Origin of the sequence: Escherichia sp. 10290 (assembly GCF_030295155.1) — a bacterium.
Lineage (GTDB): Bacteria > Pseudomonadota > Gammaproteobacteria > Enterobacterales > Enterobacteriaceae > Escherichia > Escherichia coli_F.
Genome location: NZ_AP025741.1, coordinates 2,160,358 through 2,172,086, shown reverse-complemented (window position 1 = coordinate 2,172,086; position 11,729 = coordinate 2,160,358). Strand labels below are relative to the sequence as shown.

Annotated in this window: 10 protein-coding genes; 4 read left to right on the top strand and 6 right to left on the bottom strand. The window is 49.8% G+C overall.

Annotated elements, in window-relative coordinates; translation table 11 throughout:
• Nucleotides 1-23 precede the first annotated feature (23 nt).
• Entirely contained in the window at nt 24-1,289 is a 1,266-nt protein-coding gene (uidC, locus tag QUE74_RS11005) for a glucuronide uptake porin UidC (protein ID WP_001227016.1), read from the top strand.
• A gap of 44 nt (nt 1,290-1,333) precedes the next feature.
• On the opposite strand, the gene QUE74_RS11000 is transcribed toward uidC, so the two are convergent.
• The gene (locus tag QUE74_RS11000; protein ID WP_001043383.1) at nt 1,334-2,842 is read right to left on the bottom strand and encodes a YdgA family protein; all 1,509 of its coding nucleotides are present in this window, start codon (nt 2,840-2,842) and stop codon (nt 1,334-1,336) included.
• Nucleotides 2,843-2,942: 100 nt separating this feature from the next.
• Nucleotides 2,943-4,118 carry a mannose-6-phosphate isomerase gene (manA, locus tag QUE74_RS10995; RefSeq protein ID WP_001170638.1) on the bottom strand — a complete coding sequence of 392 codons (1,176 nt, stop codon included), beginning with the start codon at nt 4,116-4,118 and terminating at the stop codon, nt 2,943-2,945.
• A gap of 198 nt (nt 4,119-4,316) precedes the next feature.
• On the opposite strand from manA, the gene fumB reads away from it, so the two are divergent.
• The gene (gene fumB / locus QUE74_RS10990) at nt 4,317-5,963 is read left to right on the top strand and encodes a class I fumarate hydratase (RefSeq protein ID WP_000066639.1); all 1,647 of its coding nucleotides are present in this window, start codon (nt 4,317-4,319) and stop codon (nt 5,961-5,963) included.
• Nucleotides 5,964-6,105: 142 nt separating this feature from the next.
• Nucleotides 6,106-7,509, top strand: a complete 1,404-nt coding sequence (gene fumC, locus QUE74_RS10985) for a class II fumarate hydratase (protein WP_001099078.1) — start codon at nt 6,106-6,108, stop codon at nt 7,507-7,509.
• Here the strand turns inward: fumC and tus are convergent.
• The 3 genes from tus to rstA form a co-directional block, all read right to left on the bottom strand.
• Nucleotides 7,506-8,435: a DNA replication terminus site-binding protein gene (gene tus / locus QUE74_RS10980; protein WP_001354691.1), complete on the bottom strand. Its 930-nt coding sequence runs from the start codon at nt 8,433-8,435 to the stop codon at nt 7,506-7,508. The genes fumC and tus overlap by 4 nt on opposite strands.
• A gap of 76 nt (nt 8,436-8,511) precedes the next feature.
• Nucleotides 8,512-9,813 (bottom strand): two-component system sensor histidine kinase RstB, encoded by a 1,302-nt coding sequence (rstB, locus tag QUE74_RS10975; protein WP_000732483.1) that lies wholly within the window; start codon nt 9,811-9,813, stop codon nt 8,512-8,514.
• Between the two features lie 3 nt (nt 9,814-9,816).
• Nucleotides 9,817-10,536: a two-component system response regulator RstA gene (gene rstA / locus QUE74_RS10970; protein ID WP_001092506.1), complete on the bottom strand. Its 720-nt coding sequence runs from the start codon at nt 10,534-10,536 to the stop codon at nt 9,817-9,819.
• Between the two features lie 128 nt (nt 10,537-10,664).
• On the opposite strand from rstA, the gene QUE74_RS10965 reads away from it, so the two are divergent.
• Nucleotides 10,665-11,000, top strand: a complete 336-nt coding sequence (locus tag QUE74_RS10965) for a GlpM family protein (RefSeq protein WP_000524861.1) — start codon at nt 10,665-10,667, stop codon at nt 10,998-11,000.
• On the opposite strand, the gene folM is transcribed toward QUE74_RS10965, so the two are convergent.
• Nucleotides 10,997-11,719 (bottom strand): dihydromonapterin reductase, encoded by a 723-nt coding sequence (folM, locus tag QUE74_RS10960; protein WP_000520808.1) that lies wholly within the window; start codon nt 11,717-11,719, stop codon nt 10,997-10,999. The two genes, QUE74_RS10965 and folM, sit on opposite strands and share 4 nt — an antisense overlap.
• Nucleotides 11,720-11,729 lie beyond the last annotated feature (10 nt).

Here is an 11,729-nt window from a genome sequence, read left to right as displayed (position 1 = left end):
ATCAGAACATCAAAGGTGCAACTATGAGAAAAATAGTGGCCATGGCCGTTATTTGCCTGACGGCTGCCTCTGGCCTTACCTCTGCTTACGCGGCGCAACTGGCTGACGATGAAGCGGGACTACGCATCAGACTGAAAAACGAATTGCGCAGGGCGGATAAGCCCAGTGCTGGCGCGGGAAGAGATATTTACGCATGGGTACAGGGAGGATTGCTCGATTTCAATAGTGGTTATTATTCCAATATTATTGGCGTTGAAGGCGGGGCGTATTATGTTTATAAATTAGGTGCTCGTGCTGATATGAGTACCCGGTGGTATCTTGATGGTGATAAAAGTTTTGGCTTTGCCCTGGGTGCAGTAAAAATAAAACCCAGTGAAAATAGCCTGCTTAAATTAGGTCGCTTCGGGACGGATTATAGTTATGGTAGCTTACCTTATCGTATTCCGTTAATGGCTGGCAGTTCGCAACGTACATTACCGACAGTTTCTGAAGGAGCATTAGGTTACTGGGCTTTAACGCCAAATATTGATCTGTGGGGAATGTGGCGGTCACGAGTATTTTTATGGACCGATTCAACAACCGGTATTCGTGATGAAGGGGTTTATAACAGCCAGACGGGAAAATACGATAAACATCGCGCACGTTCTTTTTTAGCCGCCAGTTGGCATGATGATACCAGTCGCTATTCTCTGGGGGCATCGGTACAGAAAGATGTTTCCAATCAGATACAAAGTATTCTCGAGAAAAGCATACCGCTCGACCCGAATTATACGTTGAAAGGGGAGTTGCTCGGCTTTTACGCGCAACTCGAAGGTTTAAGTCGTAATACCAGCCAGCCCAATGAAACGGCGTTGGTTAGTGGACAATTGACCTGGAATGCGCCGTGGGGAAGCGTATTTGGCAGTGGTGGTTATTTGCGCCATGCAATGAATGGTGCCGTGGTGGACACCGACATTGGCTATCCCTTTTCATTAAGTCTTGATCGTAACCGTGAAGGAATGCAGTCCTGGCAATTGGGCGTCAATTATCGTTTAACTCCGCAATTTACGCTGACATTTGCACCGATTGTGACTCGCGGCTATGAATCCAGTAAACGAGATGTGCGGATTGAAGGCGCGGGTATCTTAGGTGGTATGAACTATCGGGTCAGCGAAGGGCCGTTACAAGGGATGAATTTCTTTCTTGCTGCCGATAAAGGGCGGGAAAAGCGCGATGGCAGTACACTGGGCGATCACCTGAATTACTGGGATGTGAAAATGAGTATTCAGTATGACTTTATGCTGAAGTAAGAAAAAACGCCGGAGAGAAAAATCTCCGGCATTTTGGCTGTGAATTACTGCTGCGGAATAGCGGGTACAGCTGGAACGTTTAATGCCGGCATCGCAAACATCCCAACAAAATCTTCCAGTGGCATTTTCTGCCCGTTTAACGTGATCTGACCGTTAGCATATTGCAGGCTGGTGGTGATGGTATTGTCCTGCAAGGTGGTCAGACGGAACATCTGCCCCATTGCTGATGCACCTTCAACTTGCTGTTTCGCCAGTTTTTTCGCTTGATCTTCCTGATAACCTTCCAGCTTCGCTACCTGAGTCATCAACTCAGTTGCCATATCCACCGGAATGGTCAGTTTCGCATCCAGAGATTTAACCGAGCGGTCTACTTCCTGTGCCAGCGTTTGCGGCGCTTCTTTTGTCGTTGCCGGATCTTTCAGGAACAGCGACAGATTCAACGCACTTTCACCCTGACTGTTTTTCCAGCTTAACGGCGCGATAGTAATCACCGGATCGCCTTTCAACATCAGCGGCAGGGCGCTAAAGAAGGCTTCCGTCACTTTCTCCTGATAAAGTTCGGGATTGTTGGCAATCTCTGGCTGTGCCAGAAGCGCCTGAGTTTGCGCGTTATATTGCTGACTAAACTGATGCCAGGCTTCGCCATCAATCTGGCCGACTTTTAAAGTCAGCTTGCCGCTGCCCAGATCCTGATTCTGTACCTTAAGGCTATTTAGCGAGTAATCCAGTTGGCTATTGATCGTTTTACCGTCATTGACCAGATCCGATTTACCGCTGATCTCTATGCCTTCCAGCAGTGCCAGTTCTTTGCCTTCCACTGAAATGGTCATTTTCTCCAGCGACAGTTTTTGGTTTCCTACGCGCTCACCAAAACTTGCCAGCGTGCTGGAACCGTCGGTTTTCAGATTATTAAAGGTTAACTGCACTTTCTGGTTGTATTCGTTAACCGCGTCTACCCGACCACTTTGCGCCTCTCCGGAAAGGGAGATAGCTTTGCCGTCTTTGTCAGCATTTAACTGGAACTCGCCGCCGCTAAAGGCGACTTTTTCATCCTTTTGTTCGTAATTCAGTGGCTTGAGCGAAATATCGGAACTGGAATCTCCGCTGTAACCAATGCGGGAGTTAATCTCAAAAGGCGTTTCACCCTTTGCCATATCAAACAGTGGCTTGCTTACTTCGTTATTGACCAGCGTAGTTTGAATTGATGCCATAGACGGGATCAGGTTCAGTTTTTTAAGCTGGGCAAAGGGGAAGGGGCCATGATCAACTGATTCGTTGAAGATGACGCTCTGACCACTTTTAATCCACGGATTTTCTTTTCCGGCAACGGGTTTCACCAACAGCTGCAACTGGCTGCTGAATACGCCGCGATGATAGTTTTGATAACTTACTTCCAGATTGGATTCAGGAGCTGTCAGTTTGAGTTGCGCGTTCGCCTGCGCGACCATGTCTTCGAGATGGGTTTCTATCTTCTTGCCTGTATACCATGCGCCGCCTGTCCAGACTACGCCTAGCGCAACAATGACGCCTACCGCTACCAGCGATTTATTCATAATGATTATCCATAAAATGAAATCAGGCGGACTGGCCGCCTGAAGGTGTTATAAGCCTTTAATAAGCTTAGCAAGAGATGTTAATTTTTTCAGTAAGCTCTTACAGCTTGTTGTAAACACGCGCTAAACGGCCGTGGCCTTTGACAGTCACCGGTGATTCGTTGGCGGCAATAAACGCTGATTCACCCGGTTTAAGCTGTAACTGCTGAGAACCTTTACACAGCGTTGCATCGCCTTCGACGCAGAACAAAATGGCGGCACTCTGCTGGCTGATGGTGGTTTCTTCTTCGCTAAGGTCATGCAGCGAGAAGGCAAAATCATCCACCGGAATCGGGAAGTCCAGTTCTGCACCTTGTTTCACTGGCTGGGTCAACAACTGGTTAGCCGGTTTGGCTTCGAACTTCACATTGGCAACCAGTTCCGGAATATCAATGTATTTAGGCGTCAGACCCGCACGCAGCACGTTATCGGAGTTCGCCATCACTTCCAGCGCCACGCCTTGCAGGTAAGCGTGCGGTGTTTCAGCGAACAGGAACATCGCTTCGCCAGGATTCAATTTCACCACATTCAGCAACAGCGGGGAGAACAGACCGCTGTCTTCCGGGTAAAATTCAGAAATTAAACGAATCGTTTGCCATGGTTCACCCTGCTGGCTGTCGAGGGCCGATTTTAAAATCGCCAGCGCGCGGGATTTTTCTTCACCCTGCATATTCAACAGGCTGGCGAACAGTTCGCTTAAACGTTCGGCATCAGGCTGTTGTAAAAAGTGAGCAATCGCCGGATGTGCACCTGCGACTGGCTGGAGTAGGGAGACAATCTCGGAAAACTCACGAAACGCGTTCATCGCAAGGAAAGGCGTCAGCGCAAAAACCAGCTCCGGCTTGTGGTTAGGATCTTTATAGTTACGCTCAGCGGCATCCATCGGAATACCTGCAGCATTTTCTTTGGCAAAACCGATTTCAGAATTGCGTTTGTTTGGATGAACCTGAATGGAGAGCGGCTGTGCTGCGCATAATACTTTGAACAGGAAAGGCAGTTCGCCAAAGCGTTTGGCAACGGCCTCTCCGAGCAGAGTCGATTTATCACTCTCAATCACATCACGCAGTGAAACGATATCTCCGGCGGCATTCTGCACCTGTGAACTGCTTTTCGGATGTGCGCCCATCCACAGCTCGGCCATCGGCTGGCTGGACGGATTTTCCATACCATAAAGTTCAGTCAACGCCGTTTTGCTGCCCCAGGCATAGTTTTGCACTGAGTTAATGAGTTTTTGCATGATCAATCCCTGTTTTAATGTGGAAATTAATCCCGCTATTAAAGCAAGAATCCTACGGGAAGTAACCTGGAGCCGCAAAAAGTCGTACTAGTCTCAGTTTTTGTTAAAAAACTGTGTAGGATATTGTTACTCGCTTTTAACAGGGCAACGGAACACCCGCCCAGAGCATAACCAAACCAGGCAGTAAGTGAGAGAACAATGTCAAACAAACCCTTTCATTATCAGGCTCCTTTTCCACTCAAAAAAGATGATACTGAGTATTACCTGCTAACCAGCGAACACGTTAGCGTATCTGAATTTGAAGGGCAGGAGATTTTGAAAGTCGCACCCGAAGCGTTAACTCTGTTGGCGCGTCAGGCGTTTCATGATGCGTCATTTATGCTGCGTCCGGCTCACCAACAACAGGTGGCCGATATTCTGCGTGACCCGGAGGCCAGCGAAAATGATAAATATGTGGCGCTGCAATTCCTGCGTAACTCCGACATCGCGGCAAAAGGCGTTCTGCCAACCTGTCAGGATACCGGCACCGCGATTATTGTTGGTAAAAAAGGGCAGCGTGTATGGACCGGTGGCGGTGATGAAGCAGCGCTGGCGCGCGGTGTCTATAACACTTATATCGAGGATAATCTGCGCTACTCGCAAAACGCGCCGCTGGATATGTATAAAGAGGTGAATACCGGCACTAACTTACCAGCGCAGATCGATCTTTATGCCGTTGATGGTGACGAGTACAAATTCCTCTGTATCGCCAAAGGTGGCGGTTCGGCAAACAAGACGTATCTCTATCAGGAAACCAAAGCGTTACTGACGCCGGGAAAACTGAAAAATTACCTGGTTGAGAAGATGCGCACGCTGGGTACGGCGGCCTGTCCTCCGTATCATATTGCGTTCGTTATTGGTGGAACTTCTGCAGAAACGAATCTTAAAACGGTGAAACTGGCTTCCGCTAAATACTATGATGAACTGCCAACGGAAGGGAATGAGCACGGTCAGGCGTTCCGCGATGTGGAACTTGAAAAAGAATTGCTGATCGAAGCGCAAAATCTTGGTCTGGGTGCGCAGTTTGGTGGTAAATACTTCGCTCACGACATCCGCGTGATTCGCCTGCCACGTCACGGCGCATCCTGCCCGGTCGGTATGGGTGTCTCCTGTTCTGCTGACCGTAATATCAAAGCGAAGATCAACCGTCAGGGGATCTGGATCGAAAAACTGGAACATAATCCAGGCAAATATATCCCGGAAGAGCTGCGCAAAGCGGGAGAAGGCGAAGCGGTGCGCGTTGACCTTAACCGTCCGATGAAAGAGATCCTCGCACAGTTGTCGCAGTATCCCGTTTCTACACGCTTATCGCTGAATGGCACGATTATCGTCGGTCGTGATATTGCTCACGCCAAACTGAAAGAGCGGATGGATAACGGTGAAGGGCTGCCGCAGTACATCAAAGATCATCCGATTTACTATGCGGGTCCGGCCAAAACGCCGGAAGGTTATGCCTCCGGTTCTCTTGGCCCAACGACCGCCGGACGGATGGATTCTTATGTCGATCAACTGCAAGCGCAGGGCGGCAGTATGATCATGCTGGCGAAAGGCAACCGCAGCCAGCAGGTGACGGATGCCTGTAAAAAACACGGCGGTTTCTACCTCGGTAGTATCGGTGGTCCGGCAGCAGTATTGGCGCAGGGAAGTATTAAGAGCCTGGAATGTGTTGAATATCCGGAACTGGGAATGGAAGCCATCTGGAAAATTGAAGTAGAAGATTTCCCGGCGTTTATCCTTGTGGATGATAAAGGAAATGACTTCTTCCAGCAGATACAACTCACACAGTGCACCCGCTGTGTGAAATAAACAGAGCCGCCCTTCGGGGCGGTTTTTTTACATGGCACGAAAGACCAAACACTTGTTATCAAATAGTAAATAATGAGTGAGCTAAAAGTTGCTTAACGAAAGCAAAACAGAAAGAAAAAATTAATCAGGTGAGGAGCAGGCCATGAATACAGTACGCAGCGAAAAAGATTCGATGGGGGCGATTGATGTCCCGGCAGATAAGCTGTGGGGCGCACAAACTCAACGCTCGCTGGAGCATTTCCGCATTTCGACGGAGAAAATGCCCACCTCACTGATTCATGCACTGGCGCTAACCAAGCGCGCAGCGGCAAAAGTTAATGAAGATTTAGGCTTGTTGTCTGAAGAGAAAGCGAGCGCCATTCGTCAGGCGGCGGATGAAGTATTGGCAGGACAGCATGACGATGAATTCCCGCTGGCAATCTGGCAGACCGGCTCCGGCACGCAAAGTAATATGAACATGAATGAAGTGCTGGCTAATCGGGCCAGTGAATTACTTGGCGGCGTGCGCGGGATGGAGCGTAAAGTTCACCCTAACGACGACGTGAACAAAAGCCAAAGTTCCAATGATGTCTTTCCGACGGCGATGCACGTTGCGGCGCTGCTGGCGCTGCGCAAGCAACTTATTCCGCAGCTTAAAACCCTGACACAGACGCTGAATGAGAAATCGCACGCATTTGCCGATATCGTCAAAATTGGTCGTACCCACTTGCAGGATGCCACGCCGCTAACACTGGGGCAGGAGATTTCCGGCTGGGTAGCGATGCTGGAGCATAATCTCAAACATATCGAATACAGCCTGCCGCATGTAGCGGAACTGGCTATGGGCGGTACAGCTGTGGGTACTGGACTAAATACCCATCCGGAGTATGCGCGTCGCGTGGCAGATGAACTGGCAGTCATTACCTGCGCACCGTTTGTTACCGCGCCGAACAAATTTGAAGCGCTGGCGACCTGTGATGCCCTGGTTCAGGCGCACGGCGCGTTGAAAGGGTTGGCTGCGTCACTGATGAAAATTGCCAATGATGTCCGCTGGCTGGCCTCAGGCCCGCGCTGCGGAATTGGTGAAATCTCAATCCCGGAAAATGAGCCGGGCAGCTCAATCATGCCGGGGAAAGTGAACCCAACCCAGTGTGAGGCATTAACCATGCTCTGCTGTCAGGTGATGGGGAACGACGTGGCGATCAACATGGGGGGCGCTTCCGGTAACTTTGAACTGAACGTCTTCCGTCCGATGGTGATCCACAATTTCCTGCAATCGGTGCGCTTGCTGGCAGATGGCATGGAAAGTTTCAACAAACACTGCGCAGTGGGCATTGAACCGAATCGTGAGCGAATCAATCAATTACTCAATGAATCGCTGATGCTGGTGACTGCGCTCAACACTCACATTGGTTATGACAAAGCCGCCGAGATCGCCAAAAAAGCGCATAAAGAAGGGCTGACCTTAAAAGCTGCGGCCCTTGCGCTGGGTTATCTTAGCGAAGCCGAGTTTGACAGCTGGGTACGGCCAGAACAGATGGTCGGCAGTATGAAAGCAGGGCGTTAATCTGCAACATACAGGTGCAGCCGGGGAATGATCAAACGAAGCGGCTGCGCCTGTGGTTTATAACGGTGTTGCACATTGTCGGCATCGTAATTTAACAACTCCCCAACGTCCGGCACGCCCGCGCCATTATCCCGATTAATCAGCGCAATAAGCGGCGTAGGGCAAGCGTGTTGTACTTGTTTTTGATCTCCCTTGTACCAGACGCGGGCAATCGGCTGCACCTTCACCGGACGTTTGATTTTTAACTTCGCGTCCTGTGGCAGGGTAGCAATATCCTGATACTCTCTCTCCAGTTTTCGTTGCCACTCTTCGCGCGTCCACGGTGCGACACTGCGCGGTGATTTCAGGCTTTTTTCCAGCTGTGCCAGGACTTCATCACGATGCAAATTCTTAATGATATGTTTATTGGCCCAGCCAAAACGTAAAGTGGCGGGGTCGTGCAGAACAGTGAGCGTTCGGTAAGCATTAAGGGTGATCAGCCCCGGCAAATGACGATGCACCCATTCAAAACGCGCCGCTGTGGGGAGTTCTGACTCTACCGTGACGATATGTTCGAAAGTGGTTTTGAGTTGATTGATGCGCTGAATATGACTGACCAACGCTGCTTGCGAAAGGTTATCGACCTGGTAACACAACACGCCAGGCAGTCGAACAGCAGCCTTGCTGCTGCGATTTTCGGACTGTTGCTGAATAAACAAATGGCGGAAATGACGCAACGCCAGCGACTGCGCGTCGTTGCCCAGATGTTGCTTTACCTCAATACGATTAAGCGGGTTATGCTCATCCTCTTTTTTTACCTCCGGCAAAGAGAACACGCGGGCAACCAGCAATTTGTGCTGTTCTAGCTCAGCGGCAAATGCAGCCAGTTCTTGTTCCATCTGGCGAAAGGTAGTGTTGAGTCGGTCTACGAGATCGTAACGCGCCATAATATTAACCACTTTAGTTACAACATACTTTATTTTATAGCACAGTATCGACAGCCTGACCACCGTGCGCGTAATGTCAAGCAGAGGTAAATTGCGGGATGTTATGCCATAACGGCCAGCTAAACGAGAAGCGGGCACCCCCCAGTTCGCTGGTGTCACAATTAACCGTACCGCCCATTGCTAGTGCTATAGAGTGGACAATCGCCAACCCCAGCCCGCAGCCGCCGGTTGAGCGATCCCGGCTGGGATCGAGGCGAACAAAAGGTTCAAAGATATGTTCGCGGTTTTCTGGGGCAATCCCTGGGCCATCATCCTCAACAATTAATGTCGCTCTATTTCCCGACAGTAGCAGGCTGGTTTCAACCGTTGAGTGACAGTAGCGCAGGGCGTTATTGAGCAAATTATCCAGCACGCGCTCCATTAAGCGCATATCCAACGCCGCATAATGGCCTTGCGCGAGCGTTTTAATCCGTACCGTTTTATCGGGCGTTACTGCCTGAATGTCTGCCAGATGCGTTGACAGCCACAACGGCAGGTCTGGTTCGCTAAGATGAAGCTCGTTTTGTGGGCGATCGAGTCGGGCATAAGTCAGCAACTCTTCAATTAAAGCTTCAAGTTGACTGATATCACGATTCAATGCCTGGGATTCGGCGGCGCTCAGGTTATCGCTCATTTCCAGTCGATAACGCAAGCGCACTAACGGCGTTCGCAGTTCGTGAGCGATTCCGTCAATAAGCTGTTTTTTGCTGGCGATCAAGGCGTTGATATTGTCCGCCATCTGGTTAAATGCGACACCAAGTCGTTCAAAGCTTGAATCCTCATCAAAGTGGATACGCTCATTGAGATGCCCATCGCCAAATCGTTGCGCCGCTGCTTCCAGTTTTAACATATCCTGCCAGTGCGGACGCATCCAGATAAACACCGGAAAGGCGAGGGAAATGGCAATAAAAGCGATTAGGGCGATATCCAGTAATCGCATCTGATGGAGGTAATAAAGATAAGGAACAGGACCAACTGCCAGCACGTAGTGGCTGCGCGGGATGCGTTGCAAAAAAGTGTACTGATCGTCCAGGGCGACAATTTCGCCGCCACGCAGCCGGTGCATGGAAATATCATCAAGATGATATTTACTCAGCGGCTCGACACGCAGATCGAAAGAGAGATTTAAATCCATCTCTTTCAGCGTCTTACCCCAATCGTGTGGGGGGATCTCACGCAATTCGCTGCGCATCAGATACAGCGAACTGTTCATCAAATCATCCAGCGACTGTTTGCCCGCGCGTTCGGCGGTAAATTTGTACACCAGCCCAACCAGCAGAGACATCACAAGGAAGCAGACAAACAATAACAGGTAAAACTGGATAAACAGTTTTTTCATCGCTTATTCCCATGCATGAGGCGCAAAAAGATAGCCTTTGTTACGCACAGTTTTAATGCGATAAGGTTCTGCGGCGTTATCGAGCAGTTTTTTTCTTAATCGCGAAATAGCCACATCCACGCTACGATCCAGACCATCATAACTGACGCCACGTAAGTTCTTCAGCAATGCATCGCGGTCCATGATTTGCCCGGCATGAGTGGCTAATTCCCACAATAATTCGAAATCAGCCGTCGAGAGCGAGATTTCAGCATTAGCCAGAGTGACTACGCGGTTGATGGGATCGATAGTCAACGTGCCGAAATGCAGGGCTTTGTAGGGAGTCAGCGTCGTTTCCTGAAGACCTTTGCTCAGTGTGGCTTGCTCATTCTGACGCAAATGCAAACGTAAACGCGCTAACAAAACAGCAGGGGGCGTCGTTTTGAGAATATAGTCGCAGGCACCCATTTCTAGTGCCAGGATGTGGTTCATATCGCTATCGAGAGAGGTTAGAAGAACAATCGGTCCGGACCACTTTGCGCGTAAATCACGACAAATGGTCATGCCGTCCTTGCCTGGTAGCATGATATCGAGTAACACCAAATCCGGATTTTCTCGCAGAATAGTTTCTTCGGCCTGGTCGCCGCGCGGCTCTACGGTAACCTGCATATCATGTTTTGCCAGGTACGCGGCAATCAGTGAACCGACTTCCGCATCATCTTCCACAAATACGATAGTGTTCATATTATTCACGGTAGATATAAAAACGTCACAATACACCGCGCTGTTTTTACTTACTATCAATCGTTTCTAAACAAGTTTTCATCAGGTATTCTACTGGTGACTTGTTATGGAAGTGTTAAGGTAAAAAGATGGGGCTGGTAATCAAAGCCGCGCTCGGTGCGCTGGTAGTGCTGTTGATTGGTGTTTTAGCAAAAACGAAAAATTATTATATCGCCGGGCTGATTCCACTTTTCCCGACCTTTGCGCTCATCGCGCATTATATTGTTGCCAGCGAACGCGGCATTGAAGCCTTACGCGCAACCATCATTTTTAGCATGTGGTCGATTATTCCCTATTTTGTTTACCTGGCGTCGCTGTGGTATTTCACCGGAATGATGCGCTTGCCCGCCGCTTTTGTTGGTTCTGTTGCATGCTGGGGGATAAGCGCATGGGTGTTGATTATATGCTGGATTAAGCTGCATTAACGCAGATGACGACCGCCATCAAGAGGGAAACTGCGTCCGGTGACAAAGCAGCTGGTAAGTAAGTAATCGACCAGGTCGATCACTTCTTTCTCGCCAGGCGCGGTTTTCATCAGTGATTTATTCAGCGCCTGTTGTCGATATTCGGCATCATCATGCTCATTAAACAGGATCAGCGATGGCGCAATAGAATTCACTTTCACTTCCGGTGCCAGCTTGCGGGCAAACGAGCGGGTCATATTATCCAGTGCTGCTTTGCTTGCAGCATAGGCAATATGTTTGTCGCTACCGCGCTCCACCACATAATCGGTAAAGTGAATAATATCGCTGGCGGCGTGTCCGTGCCCGCGCAGTAATCTTTCCAGCGCGTGGTTAAGTAGGTATGGGGCATTAACGTGGATCTGCATCATGCAGGCCAGTACGTCGGTGAGTGGCATACCTGGTTTTTCTGCCATCCACGCACTGGCATTGTGCAACACCGCACGCAGGCCGTGGGTGCTTTTTAGCACTTCATCGGCAAACGCCATCACACCGTCGTTGGTCGAAAAATCAGCCTGAATACACAGCGCACCCGCATTCATCAGCCCATCAATGGCAGGATAGTGTGTCCGATAGCTGACTATCACCGGTTGCTTTTGATTAATGAAATGCCAAGCGAGGGCGAGGCCGATGCGACGGCCGCCTCCAGTAATTAATATTGGCAAGGGCTGGGTTTTACCCATCGTTATCTCC

Coding starts and splice junctions, on each gene's coding strand:
- QUE74_RS11000 (WP_001043383.1), bottom strand. CDS start 2,842: ATGAATAAATCGCTGGTAGCGGTAGGCGTCATTGTTGCGCTAGGCGTA.
- tus (WP_001354691.1), bottom strand. CDS start 8,435: ATGGCGCGTTACGATCTCGTAGACCGACTCAACACTACCTTTCGCCAG.
- fumB (WP_000066639.1), top strand. CDS start 4,317: ATGTCAAACAAACCCTTTCATTATCAGGCTCCTTTTCCACTCAAAAAA.
- rstB (WP_000732483.1), bottom strand. CDS start 9,813: ATGAAAAAACTGTTTATCCAGTTTTACCTGTTATTGTTTGTCTGCTTC.
- folM (WP_000520808.1), bottom strand. CDS start 11,719: ATGGGTAAAACCCAGCCCTTGCCAATATTAATTACTGGAGGCGGCCGT.
- manA (WP_001170638.1), bottom strand. CDS start 4,118: ATGCAAAAACTCATTAACTCAGTGCAAAACTATGCCTGGGGCAGCAAA.
- fumC (WP_001099078.1), top strand. CDS start 6,106: ATGAATACAGTACGCAGCGAAAAAGATTCGATGGGGGCGATTGATGTC.
- rstA (WP_001092506.1), bottom strand. CDS start 10,536: ATGAACACTATCGTATTTGTGGAAGATGATGCGGAAGTCGGTTCACTG.
- QUE74_RS10965 (WP_000524861.1), top strand. CDS start 10,665: ATGGGGCTGGTAATCAAAGCCGCGCTCGGTGCGCTGGTAGTGCTGTTG.
- uidC (WP_001227016.1), top strand. CDS start 24: ATGAGAAAAATAGTGGCCATGGCCGTTATTTGCCTGACGGCTGCCTCT.